Annotated in this window: 13 protein-coding genes; all 13 read right to left on the bottom strand. The window is 71.1% G+C overall.

Annotation, left to right across the window (positions count from 1 at the left end):
• Window positions 1–144 precede the first annotated feature (144 nt).
• The 13 genes from DVA86_RS17350 to DVA86_RS17290 all read right to left on the bottom strand — a co-directional run bounded on the left by DVA86_RS17350 (window position 145) and on the right by DVA86_RS17290 (window position 18,204).
• Window positions 145–918, bottom strand: a complete 774-nt coding sequence (locus tag DVA86_RS17350; RefSeq protein WP_208879476.1) for a TIGR03936 family radical SAM-associated protein — start codon at window positions 916–918, stop codon at window positions 145–147.
• Window positions 919–1,121: 203 nt separating this feature from the next.
• Window positions 1,122–2,339 carry a hypothetical protein gene (locus DVA86_RS17345; RefSeq protein ID WP_245996723.1) on the bottom strand — a complete coding sequence of 406 codons (1,218 nt, stop codon included), beginning with the start codon at window positions 2,337–2,339 and terminating at the stop codon, window positions 1,122–1,124.
• A 60-nt stretch (window positions 2,340–2,399) separates the two neighbouring features.
• The gene (locus DVA86_RS17340) at window positions 2,400–4,325 is read right to left on the bottom strand and encodes a TIGR03960 family B12-binding radical SAM protein (protein WP_208879474.1); all 1,926 of its coding nucleotides are present in this window, start codon (window positions 4,323–4,325) and stop codon (window positions 2,400–2,402) included.
• Between the two features lie 143 nt (window positions 4,326–4,468).
• Window positions 4,469–6,097: a CYTH and CHAD domain-containing protein gene (locus tag DVA86_RS17335; protein WP_208879472.1), complete on the bottom strand. Its 1,629-nt coding sequence runs from the start codon at window positions 6,095–6,097 to the stop codon at window positions 4,469–4,471.
• A 226-nt stretch (window positions 6,098–6,323) separates the two neighbouring features.
• The gene (gene rodA / locus DVA86_RS17330) at window positions 6,324–7,523 is read right to left on the bottom strand and encodes a rod shape-determining protein RodA (RefSeq protein WP_208879470.1); all 1,200 of its coding nucleotides are present in this window, start codon (window positions 7,521–7,523) and stop codon (window positions 6,324–6,326) included.
• Entirely contained in the window at window positions 7,520–9,691 is a 2,172-nt protein-coding gene (gene mrdA, locus DVA86_RS17325) for a penicillin-binding protein 2 (protein ID WP_208879469.1), read from the bottom strand. The genes rodA and mrdA overlap by 4 nt, the downstream gene beginning before the upstream one ends.
• Window positions 9,688–10,404 carry a rod shape-determining protein MreD gene (gene mreD, locus DVA86_RS17320; protein WP_208879468.1) on the bottom strand — a complete coding sequence of 239 codons (717 nt, stop codon included), beginning with the start codon at window positions 10,402–10,404 and terminating at the stop codon, window positions 9,688–9,690. Before mreD ends, mrdA begins: the two co-directional genes overlap by 4 nt.
• Window positions 10,401–11,411 (bottom strand): rod shape-determining protein MreC, encoded by a 1,011-nt coding sequence (gene mreC / locus DVA86_RS17315; RefSeq protein WP_208879466.1) that lies wholly within the window; start codon window positions 11,409–11,411, stop codon window positions 10,401–10,403. The genes mreD and mreC overlap by 4 nt, the downstream gene beginning before the upstream one ends.
• Window positions 11,412–11,561: 150 nt before the next feature.
• Window positions 11,562–12,581 (bottom strand): rod shape-determining protein, encoded by a 1,020-nt coding sequence (locus DVA86_RS17310; protein WP_208884808.1) that lies wholly within the window; start codon window positions 12,579–12,581, stop codon window positions 11,562–11,564.
• 303 nt (window positions 12,582–12,884) lie between these two features.
• Complete coding sequence (ndk, locus tag DVA86_RS17305; protein WP_208879464.1) at window positions 12,885–13,298, bottom strand: nucleoside-diphosphate kinase; 414 nt, start codon at window positions 13,296–13,298, stop codon at window positions 12,885–12,887.
• Window positions 13,299–13,389: 91 nt separating this feature from the next.
• On the bottom strand, window positions 13,390–13,743 hold the full coding sequence (locus DVA86_RS17300; protein WP_208879462.1) for a DUF4233 domain-containing protein: 354 nt from the start codon (window positions 13,741–13,743) through the stop codon (window positions 13,390–13,392).
• Window positions 13,743–15,293, bottom strand: coding sequence for a bifunctional tetrahydrofolate synthase/dihydrofolate synthase (folC, locus tag DVA86_RS17295; protein WP_208879460.1), 1,551 nt, complete (start codon window positions 15,291–15,293; stop codon window positions 13,743–13,745). The genes DVA86_RS17300 and folC overlap by 1 nt, the downstream gene beginning before the upstream one ends.
• A 265-nt stretch (window positions 15,294–15,558) precedes the next feature.
• Window positions 15,559–18,204, bottom strand: a complete 2,646-nt coding sequence (locus DVA86_RS17290) for a valine--tRNA ligase (RefSeq protein ID WP_208879458.1) — start codon at window positions 18,202–18,204, stop codon at window positions 15,559–15,561.
• Window positions 18,205–18,259: the final 55 nt, after the last annotated feature.

The raw sequence follows: 18,259 nt of genomic DNA, 5'->3' as shown, positions 1-18,259 counted from the left end.
CGGGAGCTGTTGTCTAGCTCGCCGGTTCCGTCCCTTCGGGCTCGGCTACGGCGAAAGTCTTCTGGTCAGTGCACTCGCCTGCCGGACAGCGGCCCGGGTGGCTCCCTGGCGCGTGCGTCGGCGGCGGCGCGTTCGACGGCGCTCCTACGCGGTGACTGCCCCTGCTGCTTCCGGGGCGACCCCACTCGGCGCCGTCGCAACGGGGGTTGCGTCGCGGTCGGGCGCGAACGGATCGTTCACCGTGCCGGTCTCCTCATCGAGCGGCCCCTGCGCCAGCCTGGTCACCGCTGCGGGGACCGGCGGCGCCAGGTCGGCCGTAGCTCGGAGGCCGGACAGGACGTCGTCAGGTCGTACGGCAGGTGTCAGGTGCCGTACCACCAGGCGCAGTATCGCACAGGCTCCCGCCCCCGTCCTATCGTCCGGAGCCCGCACGGCCTCCAGCGAGGCCACGGCGGCACGCGCGTCGAAGGTGCGCATGCCCTTCTTCGTCTGCCGTGTGACCTCGATGGATTCGGCCGCGAGGAACGCCGCGGCGGCCTGCTCGGCCGTCTCCGGCGGCACTCCGTCCAGCCGCAGCTCCCATGCCGAGGCCTGGAGGCGGTCGGCGAAGTCGGGTGTACGCGCCTCGACCGCGTCGATGAGGTCGAGGCCGGTCGGCATGCACTCGTCGAGCAGGGCGCGGAGCTGTTCGGGCTCGCGGTGCTCGGTGAGGGCGATCTCCAGGTACTCGGCCTCGCTGCCCGTGCCGGTGGGGGCGGCGTTCGCGTACGAGACCTTGGGGTGCGGGGTGAATCCCGCCGAGTACGCCATGGGCACCCCGGCCCGGCGCAGCGCTCTCTCGAAGGCGCGCTGAAAATCACGATGGCTGGTGAACCGGAGGCGGCCGCGCTTGGTGTAGCGCAGTCGGATGCGCTGCACCGCGGGTGCGGGCGGCGGGCCTTCGGGCTGTCGCTTGCCCAGTGGTTCTCTCCTTGGTGCAGGGCGGCCCTCGTGGGGGGCGGCCGCCCTTGGTGTACGGGTTTCCGTTCAAAGGGGGCGGAATCCCGCACTCCGCAGCCGGGTGCCGAGGGCGCCTCAGTGGTGCGTTGTGCGGATCATCCTTCTGGCCAGGGTACGCCGCGTCACCGCGAGAGGGGATCGCGCGGCTCTTTCCGGGGCGCGCCGAACAGTGCCCGCCGCAGCTCAGCGCGGGTCTGACGGGCGGACGCGCGCGCCGCGGCGAGCGCTCCGCGCACGGCGCGCCCCGCCTCCCGTACGGCTCCGGCCGCCGGGCGCCATACGTGATCGCGCAGCCCGCGCCCGGCGGGCCGTACTACATGCCGCCACACCTGGACGACGGGCGCGACGAAGATCCACTTCAGCAGCCGACCGAGGAACCCGAAGACGGCCCGCGAGATCCGCCCGGCCGCGGACCAGGCCATCACGAACGCGTCCCGGATCTCCCGTCCGACGACGGCGAGGGCGCGTCCGAGCGGGGTGAGCAGCCAGCGGTACGTCCACTGGGCGGGCCACACGAACAGCGCCCGCAGCAGCCACACGAACCCCGTCCACAACGCCACCACCGGCACCACCAGCCCGTACCGCACCAGCCACACCACCGCCGCGCCGATCCCGCGCGCCGCCGCGCGGAGCCCGTGTCCGAGCGGGGTGAGCACGTGCGCGTACGTCCAGACCGCGGGCAGCACCAACAGCGTCCGCCACAGCCAGGACAGCCCGTGCCCGGCGGGGGTGAGCAGTCGGCGGTACATCCACTGCGCGGGCCACACGAACAGCACCCGCAGCAGCCACACGAACCCCGTCCACAACGCCACCACCGGCACCACCAGCCCGTACCGCACCAGCCACACCACCGCCGCGCCGACCCCGCGCGCCGCCGCGCGGAGCCCGTGTCCGAGCGGGGTGAGCACGTGCCGCCACAGCGCGACCCACGGCCACACGAAGAGGGCCTTGCCCAACCACACCAGCGCCACGCCGACACCGCGGCCCACCGGTGCCAGCACCCACCGCCACAGCCGGCCCGCGGGCACGGCGACGAACGTGTGCGCCAGCCACCCCAGCCCGCGTACGAGCGGCTGCCACAGCACCCGCCGCAGCACCCGGCCGCAGGCGACGAGGGCGTCCCAGGCCATCCGTACGGGGACGACGAGCAGCAGCACGACGACCCGTACGGGCCACCGCACCGCCACCGCGAGGCACCCCTCCGCCTCGGGCGGCGCCGCCGGACGGGGCGCGACCGTCACGTCCCCGTCCTTCCGGAGGGAAACGGGAGGCGCGTGCGGCGGCTGGTCGGGGCTCATGTGCGGGGTGACGCCGGGGAGTTCACGCCCGGTTGCGGTCACTCCATCACGGTCGCTTCACAACCGGGCCGCACGGCCGCGCACCGGCCGCGCACCGCCTCGTCACTTCACGACGGACAGCGGGAGGAGCTTCTTCCCGGTGGGGCCGATCTGAATGTCGAGGTCGAGCTGCGGGCAGACCCCGCAGTCGAAGCACGGCGTCCAGCGGCAGTCCTCGACCTCGGTCTCGTCGAGGGCGTCCTGCCAGTCCTCCCAGAGCCAGTCCTTGTCCAGGCCGGAGTCCAGGTGGTCCCAGGGCAGCACTTCCTCGTACGCGCGCTCCCGCGTCGTGTACCAGTCGACGTCCACGCCCTGCGGCGGCAGCGCCTGCGCGGCGGACTCCATCCACAGGTCGTAGCTGAAGTACTCGCGCCAGCCGTCGAAGCGGCCGCCGCGCGCGTACACCTCGCGGATCACCGCGCCGACGCGGCGGTCACCGCGGGACAGCAGGCCCTCCACGATGCCGGGCTTGCCGTCGTGGTACCGGAAGCCGATCGAGCGGCCGTACTTCTTGTCGCCGCGGATCGCGTCCCGCAGCTTGCCCAGCCGCGCGTCGGTGTCCTCCGCGGACAGCTGCGGCGCCCACTGGAACGGCGTGTGCGGCTTGGGCACGAAGCCGCCGACGGACACCGTGCAGCGGATGTCGTTGGAGCCGGCGACCTCGCGGCCCTTCGCGATGACGCGGGTCGCCATGTCGGCGATCTGCAGCACGTCCTCGTCGGTCTCGGTGGGCAGCCCGCACATGAAGTACAGCTTCACCTGCCGCCAGCCGTTGCCGTACGCGGTGGCGACGGTGCGGATCAGGTCCTCCTCCGAGACCATCTTGTTGATGACCTTGCGGATGCGCTCGCTGCCGCCCTCGGGGGCGAAGGTGAGGCCGGAGCGGCGGCCGTTCCGGGTCAGCTCGTTGGCGAGGTCGATGTTGAACGCGTCGACGCGGGTGGACGGCAGCGACAGGCCGATCTTGTCTTCCTCGTACCGGTCGGCGAGGCCCTTCGCGATGTCGCCGATCTCGCTGTGGTCGGCGGACGACAGCGACAGCAGCCCGACCTCCTCGAAGCCGGTGTTCTTCAGGCCCTTGTCCACCATGTCGCCGATCCCGGTGATGCTCCGCTCCCGCACCGGCCGCGTGATCATGCCGGCCTGGCAGAAGCGGCAGCCGCGCGTGCAGCCGCGGAAGATCTCCACGGACATCCGCTCGTGCACGGTCTCGGCGAGCGGCACCAGCGGCTGCTTCGGGTACGGCCACTCGTCCAGGTCCATCACCGTGTGCTTGGACACGCGCCACGGGACGCCGGAGCGGTTGGGCACGACGCGGGCGATACGGGCGTCCGGCAGGTACTCCACGTCGTAGAACTTCGGCACGTACACCGTGCCCGTACGCGCCAGGCGCAGCAGCAACTCGTCGCGGCCGCCGGGGCCGCCCGCCGCCTTCCACTCCCGGATGATCTCGGTGACCTCCAGCACGGCCTGCTCGCCGTCGCCGACGATCGCGCAGTCCAGGAAGTCCGCGACCGGCTCCGGGTTGAACGCGGCGTGCCCGCCCGCGATCACCAGCGGGTGGTCCTCCGTACGGTCCTTCGCCTCCAGCGGGATGCCGGACAGCTCGAGTGCGGTGAGCAGGTTGGTGTAGCCGAGCTCGGTGGCAAAGGAGACACCGAGCACGTCGAAGGCGCCGACGGGGCGGTGCCCGTCCACCGTGAACTGCGGGACGCCGTGCTCCCGCATCAGCTTCTCCAGGTCGGGCCACACGCTGTAGGTGCGCTCGGCGAGGACGCGGTCGCGCTCGTTCAGCACCTCGTACAGGATCATGACGCCCTGGTTGGGCAGCCCCACCTCGTACGCGTCCGGGTACATCAGCGCCCAGCGGACATCGGCGGCGTCCCAGTCCTTGACGGTGGAGTTCAGCTCTCCGCCGACGTACTGGATCGGCTTCTGGACGTGCGGGAGGAGGGCCTCCAGGCGCGGGAAGACCGACTCGACTGGCATGGGTGGTGTCCTCGGCTCAGGGGTCTGTCGTACGGATCTGCCGTACGGAGGTGACCATCCAGCGTAACGCGGCCCCGGCGCCCGCCCGCAGGCCCGCCCTCACGGCCCCGGCGGCGGGGCTCAGAGCGGGGACGCCGCGGCGCTCAGAGCGGGGACGCCGCCGCGACCGACCGCCACAGGCCGGGCAGCTCGCGCTCGCACTCGGCGGCGCGGGCGCGCTCACGCTCGTACAGCAGCCCGTACGTGAACGACTCCTCCCCCGCCGCGTGCGCCTCCCGCGCCATGTCCGCCAGGGCGTCGCGCGCGACGACGCTGTCCTGGTGCTCGCCCAGCAGCTCCTGCACCTCGGTCATCCGCTTCGCCTGCCGCCGCGCCCGCTTGCCGAGCGCGGGACACGCGGCCTCCGCCGCGTACCGGGCGCGCTTCGCCGCCTTGCGCGCCTCGTGCAGCGCCAGATCGCGCTCGGGCCCGGCGGATACGGCGAGGGCGTGCCCGACGCGGGCGGCGAGCCGGTCGAAGTCGCGGGTGACCGCCGAGGCGGTGACCTCCTCCGCGGGGGCGGCCGCCTTGCGCCGCAGGGGGTGTTCGCGCAGGAGGGCGTCGAGGGCGTCCAGCAGCGCGAGATGGCGGGCGCTGTCCAGGGTGGCGGTGAGCGTGGCACCGGTCCTGTGCGAGGCGAGGGCGTGTTTCGCGGCGCCGTGCGTCGCGGGGACGCGGCGCGTGGCGGCGTACGCGTGCAGGCGGGCGCGTACGGGCGCCAGCCGTACGGGGCCGGGCTGGAGTCCGTCCGGCAGCTCGGCGAGCCGCCGGGTCAGACGCGCGGTGAGCACCTCCTGGTCCCGGTCGATGCCCAACTCGGCGGCGAGCCACTTCAGTTCGTCGCGCATCGGGTCGGTGACGGCCGGGTCGAGCACCTGCCGGTAGGAGCGCAAGCAGCTGCGCAGCCGCCGGGTGGCGACGCGCATGCGGTGCACGGAGTCGGGCACGCCGCGGCGTACGGCGGGGTCGAGCGCCACGAGCGCGTCGCGCTGGGCGCGTACGTAGTGCAGCACGTGCTCGCCGGCGGTCGGTCCGGGCGACCCGTCGGGCACGGGTGCCTCGTCGCTGTCCGGTTCGCCGGTCGACGCCAGCGCACGCTCCAGCTTCGAGGCCGCCGAGGTGCGCCGCAGGCCCACCGCGGTCAGCCGCTTCTCGATCCGGTCCAGCAGCCGGGGCGCGCCCGCGCCCGCCTCGCCCAACTCCGTCTCGATCTCGGTCCAGTCGGCCGTGCCGCCCTCCGGCAGCCGCTGGGCGTGCACGCGGTCCACGGCCACCTCGGCGAGCAACCCGCCCGCGTCGTCCAGCAGATGCAGCACGCGCCGCTCGGAGCGGAGCCGCATCACGGGTATGTGCGGACGGTCCCGCACCCGGGAGCGTACGAGCGCGGCGAGAGCGGGCGGCACTCCGGCGGCAGCGGTCGCGGCGTCCGCGGCCTCGGCACCGGCCTCCTCGGCGTCCGCCTGCTCGTCGCCCAGCGGCTCCCGGATCTCGTCCCGTACGCCGGGCTCGACGGGCAGCTTCAGATGCCAGCCCGCGTCGCCCCCGCCCGTACGCCGCCGCAGTGTGATGCCGTCGGCGGCCAGGCGTCCGTCCGCGGTGTCGAAGTACGTGGCGTCGAGGTGCACGGTGCCGCGCTCGACGGCGGAGGCCACCCCCCGTACACGCAGGTCGGGGAGGGCCGTGTCGTCGGTGGCCGCGTACTTGCGCTCGATTTCCCGCACCACATCCGCCATGTCGCGAAAGTAATCTCGGGTCCGCCGCTCCGCAATGCACCCGCCCACCAATCCAAGCCCGTCCGGCGTTTGAGGACGCCCTCGGCCACGAAGCACCCAGCGTCGGCCACGCACACGGACCCACCACAGGCCGTGGCCGCTCCGGTCCGTCCTCAAACGCCGGACGGGCTGATGTGGCTGAGGGCCGCCCGCAGCACAGGGGCAGGGGACAGGAGCAGAGCACGGGCTAGGCAGAGACCGGTCTCTGGACCTTGATCGACTGAAGCAGACCCACCGCGATCCACACCGCGAACATCGAGGTCCCGCCGTACGACACGAACGGCAGCGGCAGCCCCGCGACCGGCATGATGCCCAGCGTCATCCCGATGTTCTCGAAGGTCTGGAACGCGAGCCAGGCGATGACACCGGCCGCCACGATCGTCCCGTACAGCTCGGTCGTCTCCCGTGCGATACGGCACGCGCGCCACAGCACCACGCCCATCAGCGCGATGATCAGGCCGCCGCCGACGAAACCCAGCTCCTCACCGGCGACGGTGAAGATGAAGTCCGTCTGCTGCTCGGGCACGAACTGCCCGGTCGTCTGCGTGCCCTCGAACAGGCCCTTGCCGCCGAGCCCGCCCGAACCGATGGCGATACGCGCCTGGTTGGTGTTGTAGCCGACGCCGGCCGGGTCCAGCGCGGGGTTGGCGAAGGCGGCGAAGCGGTTGATCTGGTACTCGTCGAGGACCCCCAGCATCCACACCGCGACGGCGCCGCCCGCGCCCGCCGTGACCAGGCCGACGATCCAGCGGTTGGAGGCGCCGGAGGCGAGCAGCACCCCGAGCACGATCACGACCAGCACCATCACCGAACCCAGGTCGGGCATCAGCATGATCACGGCGATCGGCCCGGCGGCCATGCCCAGCCCCTGCATTACGGTCCGGTGGTCCGGGTAGTCGCGGTCGCCGGCGTCCACGCGGGCCGCCAGCAGCATGGCCATCCCCAGGATCACCGTGATCTTGATGAACTCGGCGGGCTGGATGGAGAAGCCCGCGCCGAGCTGGATCCAGGCGCGCTGGCCGTTGATGGTCGCACCCAGCGGGGTCAGCACCAGCAGCGCGAGCAGCACCGAGACGCCGTACAGCACCGGGACCGCGCCGCGCAGCCTCCGGTGCCCGAGCCAGATGGTGCCGCCCATCAGGGCGAGGCCGATGGCGAAGAACAGGATGTGCCGCAGCAGGAAGTACTGCGGGTCGCCCTGGTTGATCTCCGTACGGTTCCGGGTGGCCGACCACACCAGCAGCCCGCCGATGGCGGACAGGGCGGAGGCGGCGAGCAGCATCGGCCAGTCGAGCCGCCACGCCACCGAGCCGCGGGCGGTCAGCCGGTGCCAGGCGGAGCGCTGCTGCGGGCCGTACCGGCCGAGGGGGTAGGAGTGGGTGCTCACTCGTCGCCCCCGTCTCCCCCGTCGCCGCCCTCACCGGACGCCTTCTCGGCCTGCTTCTTCGCCCGCGCCTCGAACTTCTCGTCCCGCTGCGCCTGGATCTGTCCGTCGCTGTCGATCTTCGGCAGGGCCGTCTCCGGCTTCGGGAGCAGCGCCTTGCTCTTGTCGATCTTTCCCTTGGCGTCCACGCCGTACAGCGCGTTGTAGATGTTGCGCACGGCCGGGCCGGAGGCGCCGGAGCCGGTGCCGCCCTGGGAGATCGTCATCACGACCGTGTAGTCCTCGGTGTACGTGGCGAACCACGAGGTGGTCTGCTTGCCCGCGACCTCGGCCGTACCCGTCTTGGCGTGCATCGGGATCTTCTTCTGCGGCCAGCCGCCGAACCGCCAGGCGGCGGTGCCGCGGGTGGCCACCCCGGCGAGCGCCTTGTCCATCTCCTTCAGCTGGGCCTTGCTGACGGGCAGCTTGCCGTGCGCCTTCGGCTTGATCTCGTCGATCCTGGTGCCCTCGGGATTGATGATCGCCTTGCCGACGGTCGGGTCGTACATCGTGCCGCCGTTGCTGATCGCGGAGTAGATGGTCGCCATCTGGATGGGGGTGACGAGAGTGTCGCCCTGTCCGATGGAGTAGTTGACGGAGTCACCGGCGCGCATCTTCATGCCGGAGACGCAGTTCTCCTTGGCGATCTTCTCGGCGTACGTCTTCGGGTCCTTGACCTTGCACCAGGTGTCCTTGTTGGCGTCCCAGTAGTCCTTCTTCCACTGGCGGTCCGGGACGCGGCCGCTGACCTCGTTCGGGACGTCGATCCCGGTCTCCTTGCCGAGGCCGAAGTCCCGCGCCATCTTGTAGAACCAGTCGTTCGCGCCCTTCTTCGGCGTCATCCCGCCGTCCTTCTTCCACTGCTCGTGCGCGATGCGGTAGAAGACGGTGTCGCAGGAGACCTCGAGGGCGCGGCCCAGGTTGATCGAGCCGTAACTCTGCGACTCGTAGTTCTTGAAGACCTGGCCGCCGATGTTGTACGAGGACGAGCAGTCGAAGGTGTCGTTGAAGGTGTGCCCCGCCTTGAGGGCCGCGGCCGTCGAGATGACCTTGAAGATCGAGCCGGGCGCGGCCTGCCCCTGTATCGCGCGGTTGATCAGCGGGTAGTTGGACTCCTTGCCGGTGAGCCGCTTGTACTCCTTGGCGTCGATGCCGCCGACCCAGTCGTTGGGGTCGTACTCGGGGTTGGACGCCATCGACACGACCCGGCCCGTCTTGGACTCCAGCACCACGACGGCGCCCGCGTCCGCCTCGTAGTTGCGGCCGGTGTTGTCGTCGTGCTGCTTGCGCGCCTCCACCATGGCCTTCTGGAGTTCCTTCTCGGCCACGGCCTGCACCCGCGAGTCGATGCTGGTGACAAGGCTGGAGCCGGGCTCGGCCTGCTCGCTCTCGGTGCGGCCCATGACCCGGCCGAGCTTGTCGACCTCGTAGCGGTCGACGCCGGCGTCGCCGCGCAGCGCCTTGTTGTAGCTGCGCTCGATGCCGGAGCGGCCGATCTGGTCGGAGGAGAGGAACGGCGAGTCGGAGTCCTTGGCCTTCTCGATCTCCTCGTCGGTGACCGGCGAGAGGTAGCCGAGCACCTGGGAGGTGCTGGAGCCGTACGGCGCCGGGTACCGCCGTACGGCCGTGGGCTCCGCGTTGATGCCCGGGAAGTCCTCGGCCCGCTCCCGGATCTGCATGGCCTGCTGCGCGCTGGCCTCGTCGGTGACCGGGATCGGCTGGTACGGCGAGCCGTTCCAGCAGGGCTGCGGTGTCTCGGCGTCGCACAGCCGGACCCGCAGCTTGATCTCCTCGGGCTTCATCTTCAGTACGCCCGCGAGGCGTTCGAGGACGGCGGCGCCGTCGTCCGGCTGCTTCATCAGCTCGGTGCGGGACGCGGTCACCACGAGCCGGGTCTCGTTGTCGGCGATGGGCACGCCGCGCGCGTCGAGGATGGAGCCGCGGACGGCGGGCTGCACGACCTGCTGGACGTGGTTCCCGGCGGCCTCCTCCTGGTACTCGTCGCCGTTGCGGATCTGGAGGTACCACAGCCGGCCGCCCAGGGTGAGCAGCAGTGAGAACACCAGGATCTGGATCGCCACCAGCCGGATGGTGACCCTTGGCGTGCGTCCGGTCTCCGGGATGTTGCTCACAGCCGTTTGACCCCCTTGATCCGTGCCGCCTTGTTCTTCGCGGAACGTCCGCCCAGGAGCACGCTCCGCTGCCCTCCGATACGGGCGGGCTTGCCGCCGTTGCGGCCGTTCCGCGCCGCCTTCCCGTTCGTACGCACTCCGGTGCCCGCGATCAGCCAGCCGTACGAGCCCTCGCCGCTCGCGGTGCCGGAGGCGTCGGCGGCGAGCGGATCGCGTTCCAGCCGCCTCGCCGCCGCCATGATCAGCGGGACCGTGAACGGCGCGAGCAGCAGGTCGTACAGCGTGGCCGTGAACAGTAGGCTGCCGAGGCCCACTTGGCGTGCCGCGGTGTCACCGACGAGGGCGCCCACACCCGCGTACAGCAGCGTGGAGCTGATCGCCGCGCTGGCCACCACCAGCATGGGAACGGTCGCCGAACGGTGCTGGCCGGTGTCCGGCTTGGTGAGCCCGGCGGCGTAGCCGACGACGCAGAGGACCAGCGCGTAGCGGCCCACGGCGTGGTCGGCCGGCGGCGCGATGTCGGCGAGGAGGCCGGCGGTGAAGCCGACGAGGGCGCCGCCCGTGTGGCCGTAGACCATCGCCAGCCCGAGCACCGTGAGCAGCAGCAGGTCCGGGACGGCGCCGGGCAGTTGGAGCCGCGCGAGCACGCTCACCTGCACGAGCAGGGCGAGGACGACGAGCGCCGCCGAGAGGAGGATCCGGTTGACTCTCATTCCTCATCTCCTGGGGCCGCGTTTTCCCCGGCGCCTTGCTCCGCCTCGTTGCCCTGGCCGGCCTCGTCCTCGGCGCCGGGTGGCGCCTCGCCGTTCGCGCCGGGGGTGGCGGTGACGGTGACCGTCGGGGTGGGCTTGGGCTTCTCCGGGTCTGGTCTGAGCACCTTGTCCCGCGGGTCCGTGCGCGGCGGCTCCACGACCACACCGACGATGTCGAGCTTGGTGAAGCCGACGTACGGCCGCACGCGCAGGGTCCGCGTCAGATCTCCACCCTGCCTCTCCACCTTCGTCACCTCGCCGACCGGCACGCCGGGGACGAAGGGTTTGCCGGCCTGCGAGCCGAAGGTGACCAGCCGGTCGCCGGACTTGACCTTCGCCTTGCCGTTCAGCAGCTGCACGGTGAGCGCGTTGCCGCCGCGGCCGGTGGCGAAGCCCAGCTCGCGGTTGCCCTCGATACGGGTGCCCACGGTGAAGTCGGGGTCGTTGGCGAGCAGCACGGTCGAGGTGGAGGGGCCCGCGGTGGTGACGCGCCCGACGAGGCCGTCCCCGTTGAGCACCGTCATGTCCCGCTTGAGCCCGTCCTCGGTGCCCGCGTCGATGGTGACGGTCCAGGAGAAGCCCTGCGTGGCCCCTATGGCGATGACCTCGGCGGGCTTGACGCCGTACCCGCCCGCGCCGGCCGTCTTGAGGAGCTTGTCCAGCTCGCGGGCGCGGGCGCGGTTGCCGTCGGCGGAGCCCGCCTCCCGCTTGAGCGTCATGATCTCCTGCTCGAGCTCCTTTATGCGGTCGTGCCGTGCGTCCGAGTCGCGTACGGCCGCGACGGCGTTGCCGACCGGGTCGACCGCGGACGCCACCCCCTCCTGCACGGGTCCGAATACGGACGCGGCTCCCTGCCGCGCACCGTCGAGCGGAGACTGCTCGCCCCCTCTGATGTCCACCGTGATCAGTGCGAACGCGATGGCGACCAGCAGGACGAGCAGCAGCCGGCTTTCTCGTGTGTCCCTCACGTGCGGCGGCCGTGCCTTTCTCAGTCGGACCGGGTCGTGCGTGTCATCTCGCTGTGGGTGCCGGGCCGCCGCGCGGACCGGCGGCGGGACCGTTGTCCGTGCCGGCCGGCGGCCGGACCGGAGCGGCCCGTGCCGGCCGGCGGGCCGGCGTCAGCGCCTCGGCTGCGCGTCGAGGACCTGCTGCAGTGCTTCGAACTCCTCCACACACTTGCCGGAGCCCAGCGCGACCGAGTCGAGCGGGTCCTCGGCGATGTGGATCGGCATCCCCGTCTCGTGCCGCAACCGCTCGTCGAGGCCGCGCAGCAGAGCGCCGCCACCCGTGAGAACGATGCCGCGGTCCATGACGTCACCGGACAGCTCGGGCGGGCACTTGTCGAGGGTGGTCTTGACCGCGTCCACGATCGCGTTGACCGGCTCCTCGATGGCCTTGCGGACCTCCGCGGCCGAGATCACCACCGTCTTGGGCAGGCCGCTGACCAGGTCGCGGCCGCGGATCTCGGTGTGCTCGTCCTTGTCCAGATTGAACGCCGAACCGATGGTGATCTTGATGCTCTCGGCGGTGCGCTCGCCGAGCAGCAGGCTGTACTCCTTCTTGATGTGCTGGATGATCGCGTTGTCCAGCTCGTCTCCCGCGACGCGGATGGACTGCGCCGTCACGATGCCGCCCAGCGAGATGACCGCGACCTCGGTGGTGCCGCCGCCGATGTCCACGACCATGTTCCCCGTCGCCTCGTGGACCGGCAGCCCGGACCCGATGGCGGCGGCCATCGGCTCCTCGATGATGTGCACCTGGCGCGCGCCCGCCTGGGTGGACGCCTCGATGACCGCGCGGCGTTCCACACCCGTGATGCCGGAGGGGACACAGACGACGACGCGGGGGCGGGCCAGATATCGGCGTTTGTGGATCTTCAGGATGAAATAGCGGAGCATCCGCTCGGTGATCTCGAAGTCGGCGATCACGCCGTCCTTCAGGGGACGTACGGCCACGATGTTGCCGGGGGTACGGCCGATCATCTTCTTCGCCTCGGCTCCGACCGCGAGGATGCCACCGGTGTTGGTGTTGATGGCGACGACGGACGGCTCGTTGAGGACGATCCCGCGACCCCTGACGTACACCAGCGTGTTGGCGGTCCCGAGGTCGACAGCCATATCACGGCCGATGAACGACATGTTGTTCGCCATGAGGATACGTCTGGCCTTCCAACTGGAGCGATTTTGTGTGGGAGGACGGCAGGAGTTGTGTACGCGCCGCGCAGCGGGATGCGAAGGTCCATCGTAAACGCGGTCACCGGGACACGTTGCAAGGGTTCCTCCGCCATTGTCGGCGGAACGCCGGTCGTCCTCCGTAATGGTGACGTCGTGTCCGAGTGATGCGTTCCCCCGAACGGCCGCGCATATGCCAAAGGGCGACCAAAATAATGTGGCCGCCCCAGGTCAACGGGGCTAATATCGTGACACCCCGTCAGTAATACGTCAGGTGAAATCCGGGAAAAAAATCTTCAGTTCTCGCTCCGCGGACTCCTCCGAGTCCGAGGCGTGGATGAGGTTCTCCCGCACGATCGTGCCGAAGTCCCCGCGAATCGACCCCGGAGCGGCGGCGATCGGGTCCGTCGGCCCCGCCAGCGCCCGTACGCCCTCGATGACCCGCTCGCCCTCGACCACCAGCACCACCGACGGGCCGGACGCCATGAACTCCATCAGCGGATCGTAGAACGGACGGCCCTCGTGCTCCGCGTAGTGCTGCTCCAGGGTCACCCGGTCGAGATCGCGCAGTTCGAGGGCGCGGATGGTCCACCCCGCCTTGCTCTCGATCCGGCCGATGATCTCGCCGATCAGACCCCGGCGTACGGCGTCGGGCTTGAGCAGGACGAGCGTGCGCTGGCTCATGGTGCGGGCTCCTTGGATACAGCGGCTGCGCGGGACAGCGGTACGACGATGAGCGAGTGCTCAGAGGCTACACCGGCGCGGGAGCCCGCCGTCACGCAGCGTCAGGCTCCGCCGCCGAGGCCGCCGCGCGCGCCGCCTTCGCCTCGTCCACCTTCCGCCCGTAGTGCACCGAGGCCCACCACAGTGCCGCGAAGAGGACACCCAGGAAGAACATCGTCGGAACGGCGAAACCGCTCGCGATCAGGCCCGCCTGCAGCAGCCAGCCCAGCGCCAGGCCGCCCGGCCGGGTCAGCACGCCGCACAGCAGCAGACACAGCGCCATGGCGATGCCACTGACCGTCCAGACCGTGCCGGTGGACAGGTCGGTCGTCCGCATCGCCACCAGGCCCGCGAAGCCGATCACGAAGAACTCGCCGAGCAGGGTGCCCGCGCAGAGGGTGCGCACTAGCGGCCCCTTCCCAGCAGCAGCCGCGCCTCGCCGACCGTGATGACGGAGCCGGTGACCAGCACGCCGGCCGCGGCGTACTCGCCCTCCTCCTCCGCCAGCGTGATCGCCGCCTCCACCGCGTCGTCCAGCCGCGGCTCCACCTGCACCCGGTCCTCCCCGAACACCTCGACGGCGAGCGCCGCGAGCTCGTCCACGTCCATCGCGCGGTGCGTGGTGTTCCGGGTGACCACGACCTCCGTGAACACCGGCTCGAACGCCTCCAGCAGCCCCCGTACGTCCTTGTCCCCGCTCGGCCCGACCACCCCGATCAGCCTGCTGAAGCCGAACGCCTCCGTCACCGCCGCCGCCGTCGCCTGCGCGCCCGCCGGGTTGTGCGCGGCGTCCAGCAGAACGGACGGCGAGGACCGTACGAGCTCCAGCCGGCCCGGAGTGGCCGCCGCCGCGAACGCCTGCCGGATGGTGTCGATGTCGAGCGTGCGGGCGGGCTCCGAGCCGATGCCGAAGAACGCCTCGACGGCGGCGAGCGCGACCGAGGCGTTGTGCGCCATGTGCGCGCCGTGCATCGGCAGGAAGATGTCCGGATACTCGCCGCCCAGGCCGCGCAGCGTCAGCAGCTGCCCGCCGACCGCGACCTCACGCGAGACCACCCCGAACTCCATGCCCTCGCGGGCCACCGTGGCGTCCACCTCGACGGCCTTCTTGAGCACCACGGACGCGGCCTCCACGGGCTGCTGCGCGAGCACCACCGTCGCGTCCCGCTTCACGATCCCGGCCTTCTCCCCCGCGATCTCCTCCGGGGTGTCGCCGAGCCGGTCGGTGTGGTCCAGGGAGATGGGGGTCAGGACGGCGACGGACGCGTCCATGACGTTCGTCGCGTCCCAGGTGCCGCCCATGCCGACCTCGACCACGGCGACGTCGACCGGGGCGTCGGCGAACGCGGCGAAGGCCATGCCGGTGAGCACCTCGAAGAACGACAGCCGGTACGACTGCTGGGCGTCGACCATCTCCACGAACGGCTTGATGTCGTCGTACGTTTCGACGAAGCGCTCGGCGGAGAGCGGGGCACCGTCGACGCTGATCCGCTCGGTGATCGACTGCACGTGCGGGCTGCTGTACCGGCCGGTGCGCAGCTCGAAGCCGGCGAGCAGCACCTCGATCATGCGGGCGGTGCTGGTCTTGCCGTTGGTGCCGGTGATGTGGATCGACGGGTACGTGCGCTGCGGCTCGCCCAGGACGTCCAGCAGCGCGGTGATCCGCACCCGGGACGGCTCGAGCTTGGTCTCGGCCCAGCGGGTGGCGAGCTCCTCCTCCACGGCGCGCAGCGCCCGGTCCGCCTCCGGGTCCTCCGGGCGCCCCGGAGCGAGCCCGGTCGGCGGGGGGCCCGCCTGCGCGCGGAGGGTACGGCTGCCGGCCTCGATCACGGCGAGATCGGGGTCGCGAAGGGTTTCCGCGTCCACGATCTCCTCGAACTCGTCGGGGGCATCGCCGGTCGCCTCACCGGAGGCGTCGTCAGGCTCGGGCTCGGGTTCCTGGGGCTGCTCGCTCACAGGGGTCAGTCTACGGACCCGGTCCGTCCGACGTTCGAGGACGGCCCCGGCCAACCCCAGCCCGTCCGGCGTTTGAGGACGGCCCTCAGCCACAGACGTGGGGCAGCCGCCGGTGGGCGGTCACCGCCTCGTACGCACGCGACGGCCCGGGAACGGGCCGGGGTTCGTCCTCAATCGCCGGACGGGCTTGATCTGGCTGAGCTCTCTGGACCAGCAGATCCTGTCTGGGGGGTGCCGGACGGGCTTGATGTGGCTGGGCTGGGTGTCAGGGCTGCGGCAGGCGCGAGAGCTGGTCGCGGATGCGGGCGATGTCCGCCGTCGCCTGATCGCGGCGCGCACGGATCTTCGCCACCACCTCGTCCGGCGCCTTCGCCAGGAACCCCTCGTTCCCCAGCTTCGCCGTCGTCTGCTTCAGTTCCTTCTCCGCGAGCCCCAGGTCCTTCGTCAGCCGCTTCCGTTCGGCCTCGAAGTCGATCGCCCCGGACAGGTCCAGTGCCACCGTGACCCCCGCGACCGGCAGCGACGCGGTCGCCGTGAAGCCCTCGTCCGCGGGCTGCAGCCGCAGCAGCGCGCGGATCGCGTCCTCGTGGGCGGCCAGCGGCGTGCCGTCCAGGGTCAGCCGGGCCGGGACGCGCTGGCCCGGCTGCAGGCCCTGGTCCGCGCGGAACCGGCGGACCTCCGTGATCACTTGCTGCAGCGTGCCGATCTCGCGTTCGGCCGCCGCGTCGCGGAAGCCGGAGTCGGCGGGCCAGGCGGCGACGACCACCGACTCGCGTCCGGTGAGCGTCGTCCACAGCGTCTCGGTGACGAACGGGACGACCGGGTGCAGCAGCCGCAGCAGTACGTCGAGGACCTCGCCGAGGACGCGGCCCGAGACCTCCGCCGGGCGTCCGCCCTTCTGGAACGTGGTCTTGGTCAGCTCGACGTACCAGTCGAAGACCTCGTCCCACGCGAAGTGGTAGAGGGCGTCGCTGAGTTTGGCGAACTGGTAGTCGTCGTAGAACGCGTCGGCCTCGGCGACAACCGCGCCCAGCCGGGAGAGGATCCAGCGGTCCTCCGCCGTCATCTCCTCCGGGGAAGGAAGCGGCCCCTCCACCGTGGCGCCGTTCATGAGCGCGAACCGCGTGGCGTTCCAGATCTTGTTGGCGAAGTTGCGGGACGCCTTGACCCAGTCCTCGCCGATCGGCACGTCCGTGCCCGGGTTGGCGCCGCTGGCCAGAGTGAAGCGGAGGGCGTCGGAGCCGTACGCGTCCATCCAGTCGAGCGGGTCGACGACGTTCCCGAAGGACTTCGACATCTTCTTGCCGTGCTCGTCGCGCACCAGCCCGGTCAGCGCGATGGTGTGGAACGGCGGGGTGCCGTCCATCGCGTACAGGCCGAACATCATCATCCGGGCGACCCAGAAGAAGATGATGTCGTACCCGGTGAGCAGCACGTCCGTGGCGTAGAACTTCTCGAGGTCCGGGGTCCGTTCGGGCCAGCCCAGGGTGGAGAACGGCCACAGCCCCGAGGAGAACCAGGTGTCCAGAACGTCGTCGTCCTGCCGCCAGCCCTCGCCCGACGGGGGCTCCTCGTCCGGTCCGAGGCAGAGGACCTCGCCGTCCGGGCCGTACCAGACCGGAATGCGGTGCCCCCACCACAGCTGGCGCGAGATGCACCAGTCGTGCATGTTGTCGACCCACTCGAAGTACCGGCTCGACATGTCCGCCGGGTGGATCCGCACGCGGCCGTCACGGACCGCGTCGCCCGCGGCCTGCGCGAGCGGGCCGACCTTGACCCACCACTGGAGCGACAGCCGCGGCTCGATCGTCGTCTTACAGCGCGAGCAGTGCCCGACCGAGTGCACGTACGGCCGCTTTTCGGCCACGATGCGGCCCTGTCCGCGCAGCGCCGCGACGATCGCCGACCGGGCCTCGAACCGGTCCAGGCCCTGGAACGGGCCGTGTGCGGTGATCGTGCCGCGCTCGTCCATGACGGTCAGCGTGGGCAGATCGTGCCGCTGCCCGATCGCGAAGTCATTGGGGTCGTGCGCCGGGGTCACCTTGACCGCGCCGGTGCCGAACTCCGGGTCGACGTGGGTGTCCGGGACGACCGGGATCGTACGGTCGGTCAGCGGCAGCTTGATGCGCTTGCCGATCAGCGCCGCGTACCGCTCGTCGTCCGGGTGGACGGCCACGGCGGTGTCGCCCAGCATCGTCTCGGCGCGCGTGGTCGCGACGACGACGCTCTCGTCGCCCTCGCCGTACCGGATGGAGACGAGCTCGCCGTCGTCGTCCTGGTAGTCGACCTCGATGTCCGAGATGGCGGTGAGGCAGCGCGGGCACCAGTTGATGATGCGCTCGGCCTGGTAGATCAGCCCGTCGTCGTACATCCGCTTGAAGACGGTCTGCACCGCGCGGGACAGCCCGTCGTCCATCGTGAAGCGCTCGCGCGACCAGTCGACGCCGTCGCCGAGGCGCCGCATCTGGCCGAGGATCTTGCCGCCGTACTCTTCCTTCCACTGCCAGACGCGCTCGGTGAACGCCTCCCGGCCCAGGTCCTGGCGGGACTTGCCCTCGTCCTCGGCGAGCTGCTGCTCCACCTTGTTCTGGGTGGCGATGCCCGCGTGGTCCATGCCGGGCAGCCACAGCGACTCGTAACCCTGCATCCGCTTACGGCGGGTGAGGGCGTCCATCAGCGTGTGCTGGAAGGCGTGGCCCAGGTGGAGGGAGCCGGTGACGTTCGGCGGCGGGATCACGATGGTGTACGGCGGCTTGTCGCTCTTGGCGTCCGCCTCGAAGTAACCGCGCTCTACCCAGCGCTCGTACAGCGGCCCCTCTACGTCAGCCGGCACATACTGTGTCGGCAGATCGGCGGGGGCGGCTGCATCGGGCCCGTGGCTGCTCGGGGCCTGCTGAGAGTTCTCGGTCACGGCGCTCAGTGTAGGCGCGCCAATGTCATGGTCTCGAATCGGTTTGTGCCCCGGT

Origin of the sequence: Streptomyces armeniacus (genome assembly GCF_003355155.1) — a bacterium.
GTDB lineage: Bacteria > Actinomycetota > Actinomycetes > Streptomycetales > Streptomycetaceae > Streptomyces > Streptomyces armeniacus.
The sequence above is the reverse complement of the archived record's forward strand: the minus strand, read 5'-3'. Positions and strand labels throughout refer to the sequence as shown.